The organism is Yersinia antarctica (genome assembly GCF_056636475.1).
In genome coordinates, this window is sequence record NZ_JBSJQF010000001.1 from 1234895 (window position 1) to 1252466 (window position 17572).

Here is a 17572-nt window from a genome sequence, read left to right on the forward strand (position 1 = left end):
TCAATTAGCGGCCTGCGGGCCGCTTTATCAGAGATAACATTATGAAACTGATAGCACTAAAGCAGATTTATTTCGGCTATAGCGTTCTTGATAATGGTCAGGAATTTGAAACGGGTGAGCAGCATGGGCGTGAATTACTGAAAAAGGGTTATGCGAAGCTGCCTGAGGTATTACAACCTGCGGAGCCAACGGAGCCAACGGAGCCAACGGAGCCAACGGAGCCAACGGAGCCAACGGAGCCAACGGAGCCAACCCCTGACTCCAATGCTGGTGGCAAGAAAAGCAAAGCTAAATAAGGTTCTACCATGATCGATATCCTCGTTGTTAAAGAGCATTGTCGGCTGGATTCTGATGCAGATGAAACCTTACTGAAGATATATATGCGGGCCGCCTGGCGATATGTTGAAAACTACACACGGCGGACGATTTTTGAAGATGCCGCAGATCCTGATTTTGGTGAAGACTCTCTTTTTCTTGATGATGATGTGCTGACAGCCATGCTGCTATGTATTGGTCATTGGTATGAAAACAGGGAAGCAACCTCTACTGTTGAATCATCAGAAGTTCCATTTGCAGTAACTTCACTTCTCCAGCCTTACCGCATCTATGGGGTATAGCTATGACTCAACGTAGATTGACTGAAGTTACCGCCACTTACCGTGCACCGTCGATAGGCGAGCTAAACAAACGCGCCCAGTTCCGCACCCGTGAAGATGTTCCCGGACACGATCATATGGGTGTTGATACCGTTTATCACAATAAGTTCGATACTTGGGCAAAGCTGTCAGCCATTGGTGATTCTGTCCGTATCGGTTCAGTGCAGATTGATGCTGCCATTACTCACCGAATTGTTATTCGCTACCGAACGGGTGTCACCACGGATGATGAGGTGGTTATCAATAAAATGGTTTATCGGGTCAAGGGAACCACGAACCTGAATGAAGCCAACCGCTTTCTTGTTATCACTGCTGAAGAGCTGGGAGCCGTGGAAGTTATTGGGGAGGGGCATTAATGGCGATTGAGAATTCAACCAGCGGTCTTTATCTGCACGTCGATTTTGCCAAAGAGCCGGAATTAACCTTTAACAAAGCGCGAGTTCGCCGGGCATTTGTCACAATAGGTCAAAGTGTTTTACGGGAATCGCGTCGATTAGTGGCGCGGCGAGCGATATCAAAAGCAGGAGAGGCTCCGGGCTATCGTACCGGTGCTTTGGCTAAATCCATTGGTTTTCGTGTGCCAACAGCAACCGCCAATCGCCCTGGCTTTTTAGTCCGAATAGCTCCCAACCAGAAGGGGGGTAAAGGTTCTCGCCCCCTCGATGGTGATTTCTATCCTGCTTTTCTTTATTACGGCGTCCGGCGTAAAGCTAAACGCAATAAAAACCATCGTCGTGGTGGTTCGGGTGGCGATGGCTGGAAAATCAAACCCCGTAAAAACTTTATGGAACAGGCTTTGTTAAATCGTCGAGCGTGGATTGAGCGCGTGCTATTTGACGCCTTACAAAGTTCATTGAGGCCAGTTAAAAAATGAAACTTTCACTTGTTATTGCCGCACTTCGATTGCGCTGTCCGTCATTTAATGGCCGTGTATCCGGTGCGGCTGAATACAAACCAATACCCGAAGTGACAAAGATGGAACTGCCATCAGCATGGGTCATTCCGCTGGATGACAATGTTGGTGAGCAAAAGTCACAAACAGACTATTGGCAGGATCTTACTGACGGTTTCGCTGTGATTGTGGTGCTGGATAACACGCCTGATCAGCGCGGGCAAAAAGCCGCCTTTGATGCCGTGGATGATATCCGGTCCGAGTTGTTTAAAGCGTTGCTGGGTTGGGAGCCTGAATCTTGCTATGACCCGATTCAATATGACGGTGGCAACCTGCTGGATATGAACCGCGCTCATCTTTATTACCAGTATGATTTCTCAGCCACACGGGATATCACAGTCGAAGATACCCATCAGTGGGACGACCTTCAGCAACTTGAAGAACTGGAGAAAATCATGGTTGATGTCGATTTTATGACCCCTGACGGCATCATTGAACACAAGTTAAACATCCCACTTAACGACGAGTAACCCCTTATGCATGTGATCCCCAAAGATGGCCGGTCAGTTCCTGACCCGGTTAGAGGTGACTTTTTGCCCGCAGAGGGTCGAAACGTCGATGAAAATATTTACTGGCACCGCCGGATAGCGTCAGGAGAAGTGACCGTAAAGGCCGCAGAACCTGAAGAAATCGCACCACCGGCACCCATCGTTCAACCTGAGCAGAAGGCCAAAAAACAATGATCAGCTTTAACAACATCCCTGATGATTTACGGGTGCCGTTGTTCTCTGCCGAAATGGATAATAGCGCGGCAAATACGGCACAGGACAGCGGGCCATCACTGATTATCGCCCACGCGCTGGCAACCAGTTCGATTGAAAAGAATACGCTCGTTATTATGCCGTCAGCAGATCGGGCAGGGCAGGTGGCCGGACGGGGTAGCCAGCTCGCACGAATGGTTGCGGCATACCGATCTGTTGATCCCTTTGGTGAGTTGTGGGTGGTTGCCGTCCCTGAAGTAGCGGGTGACCCGGCAACTGGCACACTCACTGTCACCGGCACCGCGCAATCCTCCGGCGCTCTCTCTATTTATCTTGGCTCTACTCGAGTACAGGTGATTGTCACCGCACTGGATACTCCGGCGATTATCGCTACCAGCATTGCCGCTGCGGTAAATGCGCTGGTTGATTTACCGGTTACCGCCACAGCGGCGGCGGGTGTTGTCACCCTTGCGGCCAAAAACAGCGGGCTTACTGGTAACGGTTTGCCAATTAGCCTGAACTATCGCGGTACTGTCGGCGGCGAACAGAACCCATCCGGCGTGAATGTGGCGATTGTTCCAATGGCTGGCGGTGCCGGTGCTCCGGTACTGTCTGCAACCATTGCTACCTTAGGCGATGAATTGTTTGATTTTATCGCTTTCCCGTTCAATGACTCTGCATCACTGGCCACCATCGGTAAAGAGATGAACGACGATACCGGCCGCTGGAGCTGGTCGCGGCAGTTATACGGCCATGTGTATACCGCGAAAGTGGGTGATTTGTCGGATCTGGTGGCTTTTGGGGCCACATTCAATGACCCACACCTGACCATTGCCGGGTATGAAACCGGCGTACAGATGGCAACGGATGAGCTGATTGCAGCACGAACCGCGCGTAATTCGGTGTTTATCCGCAATGATCCGGCACGACCAACGCAAACTGGCTTGCTGAATGGCGCATTACCAGCTCCAGTTGGTACACGTTTCATTCTGTCAGAGCAACAATCACTGTTAACCCATGGCATCGCCACGGCTTACAGCGAGGGCGGGGTGTTGCGTATTCAACGTGATATCACCACGTATCAGAAAAACACCTACGGCAACGCCGATAACAGTTTCCTTGATAGTGAGACGTTACATACCAGCGCCTATGTGTTGCGCCGGTTGAAGTCGGTTATCACCAGTAAGTACCCGCGCCATAAGCTGGCGAACGATGGCACTCGCTTCGGTGCGGGCCAGGCGATTGTCACGCCCAAGGTGATCCGTGGGGAATTGCTTTCCATTTATCGCCAACTGGAACGCGCGGGCATTGTTGAGAACTTTGACCTGTTCAAGCAATACCTGATTGTCGAACGCAATGCTGATAACCCTAACCGGCTTGATGTGCTGTTCCCACCTGATTATGTGAACCAACTGCGAGTGTTCGCGGTGCTTAATCAGTTCCGTCTGCAATATAACGAAGAGGTGGCCTAAATGTCCCGAGTTGGCGGCACGTGCTTTTTTAAAATTGATGGTCAGCAATTATCACTGACTGGCGGTATTGAGGTGCCAATGAACACGGCGGTGAAAGATGACGTGATCGGCATGGATGGCTCGGTGTACTACAAAGAGACTCACCGCGCCCCCTATATCAAAGCGACATTTATAGTTCCTAAAGATTACCCCATCAGCAAGATCATTTCCGCCGATACCATGACCATTACCAGCGAGCTGGCGAATGGTCAGGTGTACGTACTTTCCAGCGCCTGGCTACATGGTGAAGCGAACCATAATGCCGAGGAAGGCACGGTAGATATGGAATTCCACGGGCAAGAGGGCTTTTACCAATGATTGTGATATTAACCAAAGAAATCACCGTTGGTGGTGAGAAGGTCAAAGAGTTAAATATTCGCGCACCTGAATATGATGAAATTGCCAAGTTTGGCATGCCGTTCTCTTACTCGGATAACGGCAGCGCTAAAATTGACATGAGTTGTACGCTGGCATATTTACCGGTACTGGCCGATATTCCCCCTTCATCAGCTAAGCAACTATTGCCGAAAGACCTGATCACCATCTCAATGCAGATAGTCGGTTTTTTTACGGCATCAGAAGTGTCGGCGATCTAACTAGCCGCATTTATAACATTGCCTATTTTTGGCGAATGAATCCCCTTACCGTCATGGCTTGCCCTCTATCCAAAATATTTGAGATGGAGGCGCAGGCTGAACGCATTAATACGGAGCTGAGTAATGTCAGATAGTTTTCAGTTAAAGGCGATTATTACTGGCGTCAATAAGTTATCTCCGGCGTTGACGACTATGCAGAAGGATCTGCGTAAGTTTAAGGGGGAATTTAAAGACGTCATGCAAAGTGTGGCAATGATGGGGGCGGCAATTGGTGGTGCTTTCATTATTCCGATCAACCAGGCAATGGAATTTGAATCCTCCATGGCCGATGTGCGCAAGGTTGTGGATTTTGATACTCCCGCCCAGTTTAAGGAGATGGGCGAGGATATATTGAAGCTTTCTACTGAATTGCCAATGGCAGCGGATGGAATAGCTGCCATCGTTGCTGCAGGTGGTCAAGCAGGTATTGCCCGCGCCGATCTGAAAGCTTTTGCGACTGATGCGGTGAAGATGGGTATTGCTTTCGATCAGACGGCAGAAGAGTCCGGCCAGATGATGGCACAATGGAGAACAGCATTTAAACTGACTCAAAGTGAAGTGGTAACACTGTCAGATAAAGTTAACTACCTGGGTAATACCGGCCCTGCGAATGCGGCAAAAATATCGGAAATTGTTACTCGAATTGGCCCGTTAGGGGGCATTGCTGGCTTGGCTTCAGGGGAAATAGCCGCAATGGGCGCAACTATCGCCGGGATGGGGGTAGAGTCAGAGATAGCCTCAACCGGTATTAAAAACTTTATGCTGTCATTAACTTCAGGGAAGGCCGCGACAGCCTCACAGAAAAAAGCGTTACGAGCGTTAAGAATCAACCCCAAACAACTCGCAGCTGATATGCAGAAAGACTCTAAGGCAGCGATACTCAAGGTGTTGGAGTCACTAAGTAAGCTACCAAAAGCTGATCAGTCAGCGATGCTGACACAATTGTTTGGTAAAGAATCACTCGCTGCTATTGCTCCCTTATTGGCTAATCTCGATTTACTGAAAGATAATTTTAACAAAGTTTCTGATGCTCAAATTTATGCCGGTTCAATGCAAAAAGAATATGAATCCAGAGCGGCAACCACGGCCAACGCAGTTCAATTACTGAAGAACCAATTAGAGATTGCCAGTATTACGCTCGGGGATATGTTCCTGCCCTATATTACCGAGGGTACTAAAGAGCTTAAACCTTTATTAGAGCAGTTTCGGCAATGGGTTAAGGCCAATCCTGAATTAATAAAGACAGTTTTTAAATTGGGGATTTATTTAATTTCTGTTGCCACTGGCGTTACAGCGGTAACGAAAGCGATCGGTATTATGAACTTCGTCACCAAAATGTCACCGCTGGGTAAGTTACTTACGCTGCTGATCGGTGCAGGTGCGTTGATTGTGGCTAACTGGGATACGGTGGGACCGGTATTTAAGGATGTATGGAACCAGATTAAGCCTATCGTCGATATGGTGGGTGGCTGGGAAGGCGTAATGAAAGGGCTTGCTCTGTATATGGCCGGTGATTTTGCTTTCTCATTTTTGAAAGGAATTAACGCTGGTGGTGCAGGCGTCAGAGGGCTTAATGGTGCACTAAAAACGCTCATTTCTTATGGGGGGAAAATGGTCACTATTGGTGTGATCATTAGCTTATTTAAGCAACTGGATGACCTAAGTAAAGAGTCTCAGTCCACCAATAAATCCAAAGGGGACATTCTGGTTGATAGGCTAAATAAAGGGGAGCAGGACAGAGGCTATACAGGGTTTATTCCCCGCATGAAAGAGCTGCTAAATATGGACGGCAGTCAAAATTCTAAGGTGCCATTAGCCTCGGCTCGACATCAGGCAATCAATGGGGAAATTACTGTAAAGTTTGATAATGCGCCTCCAAATATGGCCGTTGTCAGCACTACAACCAATCAGTCAGGTTTTGGTGTGGGCTATGATGTTGGCTATAGCCGTTTCGCTAATAAGTAATTAATTCCCTATAGACCCACTTCGGTGGGTTTTTTTATGCCCGGAGAATGTATGAGCTGGAAAGATAAGCTATTACCGGCCTCGTTTCGTGGTGTGCCATTTAAAACGCAGGATGATGAGGCCACTTTCGGGCGCCGGACACAGACCCACGAATATCCCAACCGCGATAAACCTTATTCCGAGGATTTGGGGCGGGTAACGCGCCGCGATACCATTTCAGCCTATCTAATTGGCGACGATTACCAGGCACAGCGCGATCAACTGATCACAGCCATTAATCAGGCGGGACCAGGGAAACTGATTCACCCGCAGTACGGTGAACTAAATGTCTGTATAGGCGGTGAGATAAGGGTAAGCCACAGCGCGGCTGATGGCCGCATGTGTACCATCAGTTTCAACTTTGTTGAAGCCGGTGAACTCTCTTTTCCGACCTCCGGCGTTGCCACTGGTCAGAAGCTGGTTTCTTCCTGTGATGCGATGATCGATTGTGTTACCGATGCGTTCGGTAAGGATTTCGGGCTGGATGGCATGGCCGACTTTATCCAGAACGGCGTTATCAGCGATGCCAGCGACATGATGAACACGGCGATCAAAGCTTTTGACGGCGTGAATTCTGCTATTGCTGATGCGGGACGATTGTTGGATGGTGATCTGTCTGTGCTGCTGATGCCACCCAGTTCCGGCATGAATTTCGTTAATCGTCTGCAACGTATGTGGCGTTCGGGTAATAGTCTGCTGGGTAACAGTGGCGATATCATTAACAAGATTAAAGGATTGAGTGGTTTTACCCTTGGCCGTGATCTGGCTCCACGCGGGGTATGGAAAACTGACAGCAAGACCATTCAGACCCAGACCACTCAGCGCAATGTTGTGGCTCAGGCTATCCGCACCACCGCACTGACTGAAGCCGCACAGAGCGTAGCTGATTTACCGCAGGCCCGCCCGCCACTGACCGCCACAGTGACACCGCAAGCGCAACTGCCGCTAGTCACTCATCCTGCAGTCACCTCATTGGATGACGGTGTCACAGTTACGCCGCCAGTGACCTACGAGGCATTAACTGAGATCCGCGACACACTCAATGCCGCCATTGATCAGGAACTATTACGGGTGACGGATGATGCTTTGTTCCTGGCTATTAATACCGTTCGCGCTGATGTGAACCGCGATATCAGCATGCGGCTTGAACAGATAGAAAAAACTACTTTCCGAACACCAGATGAAGTGCTGCCCGCACTGGTACTGGCGGCTGACTGGTATGACTCAGCCGCGCGTGAAGCTGACATTATCGGTCGCAACAAAATCACCCATCCCGGCTTTGTGCCAGTGAAAACACTACAGGTACCTATTCGATGAATAATGATGTCACGTTACGGGTGAATGGCCGCGAGTGGGTAGGGTGGACCTCTGTCTCTATCTCAGCAGGTATCGAGCGATTGGCCCGCGACTTTAATGTGGAAATCACCCGACAATGGCCCGGCAGTGAAGAGGCCGGACACCTCCAGCCGCGAGTGAAGAAGGGCGATCCGGTCACTGTGTTGATCGGTACTGACTTAGTGGCCACCGGCTATATCGATGCAACACCGGTACGCTATGACGCCCGCTCGGTATCGGTGGGCATTGTCGGTCGCAGTAAAACAGAAGACTTGATCGACTGCGCCGCACTGATAACCCAATTTACCGGCCGCTCTTTTGTCCAGATAGCGACCCAGCTCGCCGCGCCATTTGGTGTGTCAGTGGTCAATGCCGGTGTGGAAAATACGCCAATGCAGGGGCTGCAGGTAGATTACGGTGAAACTGTGGTGGATGTGCTCGATAAGATGATGGGCATTCAGCAGGTACTAGCCTATGACAATCCAGCGGGCGCACTGGTTATTGGTCCTGTGGGCGCTTCACGTACCGTCACTGCCCTGGTGCTGGGTGAAAATATTATCTCCTGCGACACAGAACAGAGCATTAAAGACCGTTTTTCTGAATATGTGGTTGCCGGACAACGGTCGGGCAATGACGACGACTTCGGTGAGGCGACCACCAATGCGATCCGGGCTAAAACCGTTGACGGTGGCGTGAGTCGCTATCGTCCCATGGTTATCAAACAGAGCGGTAATGCGACTGGCTCCACGGTGATTGAACGCAGCCAGTTTGAAATGCTACGGCGGGCGGCGCGTACCGATGAAGTGACTTATACAGTGCAAGGTTGGCGACAGGGTAACGGCGATTTGTGGTCACCAAATCAACTGGTGACGGTGTTTGATCCAGTGCTTGGCTTTAACAACCGCGAAATGCTGATAGCAGAGGTGACTTACAGCAAAAACGAGCAGGGAACAATCACCCAGTTACGTGTTGGCCCGCCCGATGCTTACCTACCAAAACCACCCAACCCCAACAAGCGCCGGAAGAAAGCCGAAGAGGATGATTTCTGATGAACAGAATGTTCACTGGTTTACAGCGTGGCCTGTCCAATATGTTGGTTCGTGCTGTTGTTCGCCATCTGGATACCGGCAGTAAAAATCAGATGCTGCAAATCCAGATGATAGCCAATGAGCTAAAGGACAATATCGAACACCTTGAACCTTATGGGTTTACCAGCGCGCCGCTGATGGGGGCGGAGGCTTTCGCCGCTTTCCCCGATGGCGATCGTTCGCATGGTGTGGTGTTGGTGGTTGCAGATCGCCGGTACCGAATTAAAGGGCTGAAGTCTGGCGAGGTGGCGATTTACAGCGACGAAGGGGACAGCATTATTCTCAAGCGTGGTAACAAAATAGAGGTGAACACCAAGCAGTACATTGTTAACGCCGAGGAAAAGACGGTGTTCAATACGCCCCTGATTGAAACGAATGGCAAGATTAAAGCGCTGGGCAACATTGAGTCGGCATCTGATATTAAAGATAAAACCGGCACCATGGAGGCTATGCGCGATCAGTTCAACGGGCATACTCACCCGCACGGCGAACCTAACACCGACGTTCCTAACCAGCAGATGGAGTAAACCATGATCCTGATAGTGAACGGCCAGCGGCAGTCAGTATCCACACCAACGGACAATCTGACTCGCGCCGTGATTATTTCTCTGTTCACCTGGCGACGGGCTGATCCGGATGATGGGGCAGAACATCCCATGGGGTGGTGGGGAGACACTTATCCCACGGTACAAAATGACCGTATTGGCTCCCGCCTGTATCTGCTGCAGCGCACCACGCTGACCAATAAAACGGTCGAGCTGGCCAGAGGCTATTTAGAACAGGCATTAGCCTGGCTAAAAGAGGACGGTGTAGTTTCACGAATATCCATCAATGTGCAGCGGCGCGGCACTGACATGCTGACCGCTGAAGTAACGTTATACCGCAACGATGGGAATTCTCAGCTAATCACATTCGATGACTTATGGAGTGCTCTCAATGGCTGACAGCGGATTTTCCCGCCCAACACTACCCCAACTTATCACCCAAATCCGCAGTGACCTGAATTCCCGATTCCAAACTGATGCTGTTCTTCGCCGTACCGACACCGAGGTTTATAGCCGGGTGCATGCGGCGGCCGTGCATACGGTTTACGGCTACATCGATTACCTGGCCCGCAACCTATTACCGGATCAGTGCGATGAGGATTGGTTAGCGCGGCATGGGAATATGAAGCGATGCCCACGCAAGCAACCATCAACGGCGACCGGTTTTGTACGCTGGGAAGGGGTAACTAACGACATTGAAGTTCCCGCCGGCAGAATTATTCAGCGAGATGATTTGCAGGAGTACACCACCACGGCAGCAGCGACATCTGTTGCGGGTGTTCTGCGGGTGCCGGTGATTTGTTCAGTCGCTGGCACTTTGGGGAATACAGATGATGGTATCGGCATGGTGCTGACTCAGCCGATTAACGGCCTGCCATCGTCAGCGGTGGCGGATAGTATAGAGGGTGGCACTGATATTGAGCCGGTAGAGGAGTGGCGGGCGCGGATCATTGAGCGGTGGTATTACACCCCACAGGGCGGTGCGGATGGTGATTATATTATCTGGGCGAAAGAGGTGCCTGGCGTTACCCGCGCGTGGACTTACCGCCACTGGATGGGGACCGGTACTGTCGGTGTGATGGTGGCCAACAGCGATTTAGAAAACCCGATCCCAGATAATGCGGTAGTGACCGCCGTCCGTGATCACCTTTTACCGCTAGCGCCAGTGGCGGGAGCCAGTCTCTACACCTTCCCGCCGGTTGCCAAAGTGGTGCCGTTCCATATTCGGCTCACGCCAGATACCGCCGAAGTGCGTTATGCAGTGGTGGCAGAATTACGCGCCATGTTTATGCGTGATGGCATGCCTGGTGGCACGTTGGATCATTCGCGCATCAATGAGGCCATTAGTATTGCGACTGGCGAATACAAACACGTCCTGGTCAGTCCTACTGACGATATACCGCTGACTGCCACTGAATTGCCCATTGTGGGAGAACTGACGTGGACCTAACAGACGGCTATGCCAAATTATTAAAAAACCTCTTGCCCCGCGGCCCGGCATGGGAGGGAGATGATCCCCTGCTGTTGGGGCTGGCTCCGTCATATTCCCGCGTACATCAGCGCGGTGATGCGTTGATGGTAGAGATAGACCCGCGCACCACCACTGAATTGATTGATCGTTATGAACAGTTAACCGGCTTACCCGATTCCTGTGCGCCAGCAGGCGTGCAGACCTTAGCCCAACGTCAGCAACGACTTGACGCAAAAATCAATATTATCGGTGGGATTAACAAGAGTTTCTATCTGGCACAATTGGCAGCGCTGGGTTACCCAGATGCCACCATTACCCAGTTTGAAAGTGATATTTTTCGCTGCACATCCACCTGTGTTGATTCGCTTTATTCGGAAGAATGGCGCTACTGGTGGCAGGTCAACATGCCGACCGCCACACAGATCACCGATATGACTTGCGTCTCACTGTGTACCGATAGCCTGAGAACGTGGGGCGACACTACCGCCGAATGCGTCATTAACAAACTTTGCCCCTCACACACCTACGTGACTTTCTTATATCTGGAGTAACCCTTTATGCATCGCATTGATACCCCCTCCGCGCAAATTGATAAATTTGGCGTGGGTAAGAACGGCTTTACGCGTGGCAACCCACAAACTGGCGTACCGGCCACGGCATTAGATGATGATTACTTTGATGCTATCCAAGAGGAGATCGCTGGAGTTGTCGAATCGACAGGTGTAGCGCTTGATAAATCCAACAGAACTCAACTACTGACAGCATTGAAAAAACTTTTTCTGCGAACAAGTAATAATTTCTCTGAAATTGCGGCGGCTGGTTCCGCGGCAGTAACTACTGCTCTTGCAAACCTTGGTTTAAGCGACGTGGCCCATCTTCCACAATTAACGGGTGTTATAGGCACATCCCGCAATGCCCGAATGAGTGTTACTGCCGCATCAGCAACAGCCACTTTTACAGCAGATGAATTAATCGTGCAAACGGCGTTAGGTGGGCGTCAGTACAAACTGAGTAATTTTAGTAAAACAATCAACCTTGCCACTACCGGCGCTGGCGGCATGGACACTGGCACCGTTCCGGCAGCGGGCTTTGTGGCTCTGTATGCGATTTATAACCCAACTACTCAAGTTTCTGCATTGCTTGCAGTTAATGCTACGTCAGTGCTGGCCCCTGAAGTGTATGGCGGGGCTAATATGCCAGCAGGTTACACAGCATCGGCCTTGGTTAGCGTATGGCGCACTGCTAGCAGCCAGTTAACTGTGGGGTATCAGGTAGATAGATCTATTTCATTTGCAAGGGTAACTATTGTAAGTTCATCAACCGCAGCACCAACATTAACCACACTAAGCCCGACAGCCTACCTCCCAATTAATGCGAGATTTTGTAGTGTTGATGGAAACACATCTACATCAACTGCCGGGGTTGTTGGCATGGGTTTTGCTGCATCGACTACGAGCATAGCATGGAGAGCCGCAGCAGGGACTACAAGCATGAATTTTAATCATACGTATACAGCACTTGACATTCCTATAATAACACCACAGACAATTTATTACTCCGCTGCTGCCACTTCTGGAACATTCAGTAATTTCGTCTGTAGCTTAGTAGATTACAAATTCTAACCGGAGTGATTAATGGATATTTTATATGTGCAATTTTCTGATGAAACAGAGACAGTAATTACTAGCTGGTTTTGTTGTCAACAATCGTCGGAGTATTATTCATTTTTAGGTGAAGTTTACGGTGATGATCCAAGATATATTGCTTATTTTGAGTCATGCAATGAATGGGTGAAGCCATTTTTACCCCAGCCAATTTATTAACATAAAACCCTTGCATTAACTCTGTTAATAATATACTTAAATCGTGCTCTTTATTTTGTTTCTGATTTTATTTATTACCCTGTCAGCAAATATCATTATTGATGAAATAAAGAGCGATAATATCAATCCCAGTGCGAGAACGTATAAACTCCTTTGATGCAAGTCGAATAACTTAAAAACTATAAATCCAGATGTAATGTGAATAAGGTAGACAGGGTAGGATAAATTACCAGAAATTCTACTTAACTTTCCTGGGGTAATGTTTACTATATTTATAATTAGTATGGCCGACAGTATCATTGTTAAATAAAAAATCACCGTTGGTATTAAGAAGTTAACGATGCATCCAAGGTTGTAAATCATATGCAGTGAAGTTAAAAGGTAGCAAAAAGATAATGAAAATATTGAAAAGAAAAACAAAGACTTATTCTTTATAAATGAAAAGTTATAATACCTTATTGCACACCCTATTGAGAAGCCTAGAGAACCCGCCATTACTGTCCCGTATCTGTCATTCCAATTGGCGTTTAAATTATCAGATGTAATTATAAAATAGGCATGGTAAAGCATTGATGATATAACCCATATAAATATAAATCTCCGACCAAAAATTAAAGCTATAGGGATAAATGCATAAAAGAAAATCTCAACAAACAAAGTCCAACTCTGAGGTATCAATCTAGTATAAACACTAAAGTCCAACCCTATCAGAGTAATGTTCATTAACCATGATTTGATTGTTGATGGCATCTCAATGTTTGGAGAAAATGATGCTATATCAGAAGTATCAAAAACAACAAGAGTAATTACGGTAATAGATAATGATATTAAATATAAAGGATAAATCCTTAAGAGTCTATTTATACTGTATTTAATTAGCCCATCCCTTGACAATCCATACCTTTCTATAATTACAGTTGTCATTAAATACCCGCTTAGAATATAAAAACCAAACACAGCGAATCTACCAACGGCACCAATAATCCATAGGTGATTCATGCAAACCATAATGGATAGTACCAATCTAAAATAACCCATAAACCACCACTAATATTATTGTGATATTTTAAAAACAATAACGCCAAGTTTAAAGTAAACATCAAATTAAACCAAGTAACTCACCTATATATTTTGGTTAAAACCACAAGTAAAGCATCATAGCTTCCTCCGTTCGCCAAAAGTATGCGGAGATAAAATGATAGTCTGTGCATGTGAAGGTGGGCAGGGATTCCTATTTAGGTGGGGGTGTGCCAGATTTGTGCCAGAACAATGACACAAAACGGTAGAAATCAGCAAAGCATGATAAACACCACTTAAGCTGGCTGGCTTGTGTAGCGGGTTAGACAGTTGCTATCATGCGTTCCTTTTAATCACGCATTAGACTGTTTCTCTAATGCTGGAGGTTATGTGAAGTACGAATTACAAACAACTGATGGGCGCGCCCGTCGTGGTCGTCTAATCTTTGAACGTGGCGTGGTAGAAACCCCGGCATTTATGCCTGTTGGCACCTATGGCACAGTTAAAGGGATGACACCGGAAGAAGTAAAAGAGACCGGTGCGCAGATTTTGCTGGGTAACACTTTTCACCTGTGGTTGCGTCCAGGTCAGGAAATCATGAAGTTGCATGGTGACTTACATGATTTCATGCAGTGGCATGGCCCGATTCTGACTGACTCCGGCGGCTTCCAGGTATTCAGCTTGGGTGCGATGCGCAAAATCAAAGAAGAAGGGGTGACATTCCAAAACCCGATCAACGGCGATAAAGTGTTCCTTAGCCCAGAAAAATCAATGGAAATTCAGTACGATCTCGGCTCCGATATCGTGATGATTTTTGATGAATGCACCCCCTATCCCGCGGACTGGGATTATGCCAAGCGTTCGATGGAGATGTCATTGCGCTGGGCGGCCCGTAGTCGCCAACGCTTTGATGAACTGAACAATAAAAATGCATTGTTTGGTATTATTCAGGGTGGCGTTTACGAAGATTTACGTGATGTGTCAGTAAAAGGGCTGGTAGATATCGGTTTTGATGGTTACGCTGTGGGCGGTTTGGCGGTGGGTGAGCCAAAAGAAGATATGCATCGTATTTTGGAGCATGTTTGCCCGCAGATTCCGGCGGATAAACCACGTTATCTGATGGGCGTGGGGAAACCAGAGGATCTGGTAGAAGGTGTGCGCCGTGGTATCGACATGTTTGACTGTGTGATGCCTACGCGTAATGCCCGTAACGGCCATTTGTTCGTGACGGACGGTGTGGTAAAAATCCGTAATGCCAAGCATAAGAATGATGTTGCAACGTTGGATGAACATTGTGATTGCTACACTTGTCGCAATTATAGTCGTGCCTACTTGCATCATCTTGACCGTTGCAACGAAATACTGGGTGCGCGACTGAATACTATTCATAACCTGCGTTACTACCAACGCTTAATGGCGGGTTTACGTCAGGCTATTGAAGAGGGTAAATTAGAGGTCTTCGTTGAAGATTTCTATGGTCGGATTGGGAAACCTGTTCCGCCATTAAATGCCTGATTTTAAAATTATTGCCTTTGTATTTGTAGATCTAACAGTTACGATTTACCGTTTCTGTTTTATCGCACTGATTTCACATTACTGATATTGATAACAATGAGGGAATTTTAATGAGTCTTTTCATTTCCGATGCTGTCGCATCCGCTGGGGCTCCGGCTCAAAGCAGCCCGTACTCCCTGGTGATTATGCTGGTGGTATTTGGTCTTATTTTCTACTTCATGATCCTGCGTCCACAGCAAAAACGTGCCAAAGAACACAAAAAACTGATGGATTCTATTGGTAAAGGTGATGAAGTGCTAACCACGGGTGGTTTACTTGGTCGTGTAACTAAAGTTGCGGAAACGGGTTATATCGTAATCGCACTGAACGACACCACTGAAGTGATGATCAAACGTGACTTCGTTGCTGCCGTTTTACCGAAAGGTACAATGAAGGCTCTGTAATTTTCGATTTTCCCGAAGGGAATTGCCGTGTTAAACCGTTATCCTTTGTGGAAGTATCTGATGCTGATCGTTGTGATCTTCATCGGTCTGCTATACGCACTTCCCAACCTTTATGGTGAGGATCCGGCTGTTCAAATCACTGGTGCGCGAGGAATCGCCGCCAGTGAAACAACGCTGGTCCAAGTCCGTGACGTTTTAGAAAAAGACAACATAGCGAGCAAGTCTATTGCGCTGGAGAACGGTGCAATCCTGGCTCGCTTTAGAGATCCTGACGTCCAGTTGCGTGCCCGTGAGGCATTGATGGCTGCGATGGGTGACAAATACGTTATCGCGCTGAATCTGGCTCCGGCAACACCCTCTTGGCTTGCCAAGTTAGGTGCAGAGCCGATGAAGCTGGGTCTTGACCTGCGCGGCGGTGTGCACTTCCTGATGGAAGTGGATATGGATACTGCGCTGGGCAAACTGCAAGAGCAAACGATGGATACCTTGCGCACAGATCTGCGTGAGAAAAATATCCCGTATGCCACGGTGCGTAAGCTTGATAACTATGGTGTTGAAGTGCGTTTTCGCGACGATAAAACCCGCGATGATGCCGTCAGCTACCTCTCTTCTCGCCACCGTGATCTGGTCATTGGCTCCAATGGTAGCAATACCTTAAAGGCAGTGATGACTGATGACCGTCTGCGGGAAGCGCGTGAATATGCAGTTCAACAAAACATTACTATCCTGCGTAACCGGGTTAACCAGTTAGGTGTAGCCGAGCCGTTGGTTCAGCGCCAGGGATCGGATCGTATTGTGGTTGAATTACCGGGTATTCAGGATACCGCGCGTGCCAAAGAGATTCTTGGTGCGACGGCAACACTTGAATTCCGTCTGGTAAATAGCAATGTTGATGCCTCTGTTGCTGCCTCCGGTCGGGTACCGGGTGATTCAGAAGTCAAAAATACCCGTGAAGGTCGCCCGGTTGTCTTGTACAAGCGCGTTATCCTGACCGGTGACCATATTACTGACTCAACCTCCAGCACCGACGAATATAACCAAGCTCAGGTTAATATCTCGCTCGATAGCGCCGGTGGTTCTCTGATGTCTAATTTTACCAAAGACAACATCGGCAAGCCGATGGCGACTTTGTTCGTAGAATATAAAGACAGCGGCAAAAAAGATGCTAATGGCCGAGCGATTCTGGTTAAGCAGGAAGAAGTTATCAACGTAGCGACTATTCAGTCACGCTTGGGTAACAGCTTCCGTATTACTGGCATTGATAACCCGGCTGAAGCTCGTCAGCTTTCCCTGTTGCTGCGTGCTGGTGCTCTGATTGCACCTATCCAGATTGTGGAAGAGCGTACTATCGGGCCAACTTTGGGGTCACAGAACATCACCCAAGGTCTGGAAGCTTGCTTGTGGGGCCTGGCGGTATCTATCCTGTTTATGGTGATTTACTACCGTAAATTTGGTGTGATTGCCAGTACGGCGCTATTGGCTAACCTGGTGTTGATCGTGGGTGTGATGTCCTTGTTACCGGGGGCGACATTAACCATGCCGGGTATTGCCGGGATCGTATTGACATTGGCGGTAGCAGTTGATGCTAACGTACTAATTAATGAGCGAATAAAAGAAGAGTTCAGGAACGGGCGGACGATCCAGCAAGCGATTCATGAAGGGTACAAAGGCGCCTTCTCAAGTATCGTCGATGCGAACGTAACGACGCTTATCACGGCAATTATTCTTTATGCTGTGGGTACCGGTTCGATTAAAGGCTTTGCCATTACAACGGCAATCGGTGTTATAACGTCAATGTTCACCGCTATAGTCGGTACTCGTGCCATCGTCAACCTGCTTTACGGCGGCAAGCGCATTAACAAGCTGTCTATTTGAG

At 48.4% G+C, this 17572-nt stretch carries 22 protein-coding genes; 21 read left to right on the plus strand and 1 reads right to left on the minus strand.

The features are described 5' to 3' along the window. The first annotated feature begins 41 nt into the window (after positions 1 to 41). From ACWJJO_RS05545 to ACWJJO_RS05630, 18 genes are all read left to right on the plus strand, one after another. Positions 42 to 296, plus strand: a complete 255-nt coding sequence (locus ACWJJO_RS05545) for a DUF7210 family protein (RefSeq protein ID WP_481090751.1) — start codon at positions 42 to 44, stop codon at positions 294 to 296. A gap of 9 nt (positions 297 to 305) precedes the next feature. Continuing rightward, positions 306 to 617, plus strand: coding sequence for a head-tail connector protein (locus tag ACWJJO_RS05550; protein WP_049611640.1), 312 nt, complete (start codon positions 306 to 308; stop codon positions 615 to 617). 2 nt (positions 618 to 619) lie between these two features. Next, complete coding sequence (locus ACWJJO_RS05555; RefSeq protein WP_481090752.1) at positions 620 to 1012, plus strand: phage head closure protein; 393 nt, start codon at positions 620 to 622, stop codon at positions 1010 to 1012. Continuing rightward, on the plus strand, positions 1012 to 1530 hold the full coding sequence (locus ACWJJO_RS05560) for a hypothetical protein (RefSeq protein WP_049611646.1): 519 nt from the start codon (positions 1012 to 1014) through the stop codon (positions 1528 to 1530). Before ACWJJO_RS05555 ends, ACWJJO_RS05560 begins: the two co-directional genes overlap by 1 nt. After that, positions 1527 to 2078, plus strand: coding sequence for a phage tail terminator protein (locus ACWJJO_RS05565; protein WP_049611648.1), 552 nt, complete (start codon positions 1527 to 1529; stop codon positions 2076 to 2078). The genes ACWJJO_RS05560 and ACWJJO_RS05565 overlap by 4 nt, the downstream gene beginning before the upstream one ends. 6 nt (positions 2079 to 2084) lie before the next feature. Then, entirely contained in the window at positions 2085 to 2291 is a 207-nt protein-coding gene (locus ACWJJO_RS05570) for a DUF2635 domain-containing protein (protein ID WP_481090753.1), read from the plus strand. Then, positions 2288 to 3781, plus strand: a complete 1494-nt coding sequence (locus tag ACWJJO_RS05575; protein ID WP_481090754.1) for a phage tail sheath subtilisin-like domain-containing protein — start codon at positions 2288 to 2290, stop codon at positions 3779 to 3781. The genes ACWJJO_RS05570 and ACWJJO_RS05575 overlap by 4 nt, the downstream gene beginning before the upstream one ends. Beyond that, on the plus strand, positions 3782 to 4138 hold the full coding sequence (locus ACWJJO_RS05580) for a phage tail tube protein (protein WP_481090755.1): 357 nt from the start codon (positions 3782 to 3784) through the stop codon (positions 4136 to 4138). Further along, on the plus strand, positions 4135 to 4416 hold the full coding sequence (locus ACWJJO_RS05585; RefSeq protein ID WP_481090756.1) for a phage tail assembly protein: 282 nt from the start codon (positions 4135 to 4137) through the stop codon (positions 4414 to 4416). Before ACWJJO_RS05580 ends, ACWJJO_RS05585 begins: the two co-directional genes overlap by 4 nt. A gap of 123 nt (positions 4417 to 4539) precedes the next feature. Next, positions 4540 to 6420, plus strand: a complete 1881-nt coding sequence (locus ACWJJO_RS05590) for a phage tail tape measure protein (RefSeq protein WP_481090757.1) — start codon at positions 4540 to 4542, stop codon at positions 6418 to 6420. Between the two features lie 51 nt (positions 6421 to 6471). Continuing rightward, positions 6472 to 7776 (plus strand): DNA circularization protein, encoded by a 1305-nt coding sequence (locus ACWJJO_RS05595; protein WP_481090758.1) that lies wholly within the window; start codon positions 6472 to 6474, stop codon positions 7774 to 7776. Next, positions 7773 to 8843: a phage baseplate assembly protein gene (locus tag ACWJJO_RS05600; RefSeq protein ID WP_481090759.1), complete on the plus strand. Its 1071-nt coding sequence runs from the start codon at positions 7773 to 7775 to the stop codon at positions 8841 to 8843. Before ACWJJO_RS05595 ends, ACWJJO_RS05600 begins: the two co-directional genes overlap by 4 nt. Continuing rightward, on the plus strand, positions 8843 to 9409 hold the full coding sequence (locus ACWJJO_RS05605) for a phage baseplate assembly protein V (protein WP_481090760.1): 567 nt from the start codon (positions 8843 to 8845) through the stop codon (positions 9407 to 9409). The genes ACWJJO_RS05600 and ACWJJO_RS05605 overlap by 1 nt, the downstream gene beginning before the upstream one ends. 3 nt (positions 9410 to 9412) lie before the next feature. Continuing rightward, positions 9413 to 9826 (plus strand): phage GP46 family protein, encoded by a 414-nt coding sequence (locus ACWJJO_RS05610; RefSeq protein WP_481090761.1) that lies wholly within the window; start codon positions 9413 to 9415, stop codon positions 9824 to 9826. Further along, positions 9819 to 10877, plus strand: a complete 1059-nt coding sequence (locus ACWJJO_RS05615) for a baseplate J/gp47 family protein (RefSeq protein ID WP_481090762.1) — start codon at positions 9819 to 9821, stop codon at positions 10875 to 10877. The genes ACWJJO_RS05610 and ACWJJO_RS05615 overlap by 8 nt, the downstream gene beginning before the upstream one ends. Next, on the plus strand, positions 10868 to 11449 hold the full coding sequence (locus tag ACWJJO_RS05620) for a YmfQ family protein (protein ID WP_481090763.1): 582 nt from the start codon (positions 10868 to 10870) through the stop codon (positions 11447 to 11449). Before ACWJJO_RS05615 ends, ACWJJO_RS05620 begins: the two co-directional genes overlap by 10 nt. Before the next feature lie 6 nt (positions 11450 to 11455). Continuing rightward, positions 11456 to 12520, plus strand: a complete 1065-nt coding sequence (locus ACWJJO_RS05625) for a hypothetical protein (RefSeq protein WP_481090764.1) — start codon at positions 11456 to 11458, stop codon at positions 12518 to 12520. Positions 12521 to 12532: 12 nt separating this feature from the next. Beyond that, positions 12533 to 12721, plus strand: coding sequence for a hypothetical protein (locus ACWJJO_RS05630; RefSeq protein WP_481090765.1), 189 nt, complete (start codon positions 12533 to 12535; stop codon positions 12719 to 12721). A gap of 36 nt (positions 12722 to 12757) precedes the next feature. On the opposite strand, the gene ACWJJO_RS05635 is transcribed toward ACWJJO_RS05630, so the two are convergent. Further along, positions 12758 to 13759, minus strand: coding sequence for an acyltransferase family protein (locus ACWJJO_RS05635; RefSeq protein WP_481090766.1), 1002 nt, complete (start codon positions 13757 to 13759; stop codon positions 12758 to 12760). Between the two features lie 369 nt (positions 13760 to 14128). Here ACWJJO_RS05635 and tgt point away from each other — a divergent pair, with 369 nt between their 5' ends. From tgt to secD, 3 genes are all read left to right on the plus strand, one after another. Beyond that, positions 14129 to 15253 carry a tRNA guanosine(34) transglycosylase Tgt gene (gene tgt, locus ACWJJO_RS05640; protein ID WP_083160069.1) on the plus strand — a complete coding sequence of 375 codons (1125 nt, stop codon included), beginning with the start codon at positions 14129 to 14131 and terminating at the stop codon, positions 15251 to 15253. Between the two features lie 110 nt (positions 15254 to 15363). Continuing rightward, the gene (gene yajC, locus ACWJJO_RS05645) at positions 15364 to 15696 is read left to right on the plus strand and encodes a preprotein translocase subunit YajC (RefSeq protein ID WP_005166605.1); all 333 of its coding nucleotides are present in this window, start codon (positions 15364 to 15366) and stop codon (positions 15694 to 15696) included. Between the two features lie 27 nt (positions 15697 to 15723). Then, positions 15724 to 17571: a protein translocase subunit SecD gene (secD, locus tag ACWJJO_RS05650; protein ID WP_083160067.1), complete on the plus strand. Its 1848-nt coding sequence runs from the start codon at positions 15724 to 15726 to the stop codon at positions 17569 to 17571. Position 17572 lies beyond the last annotated feature (1 nt).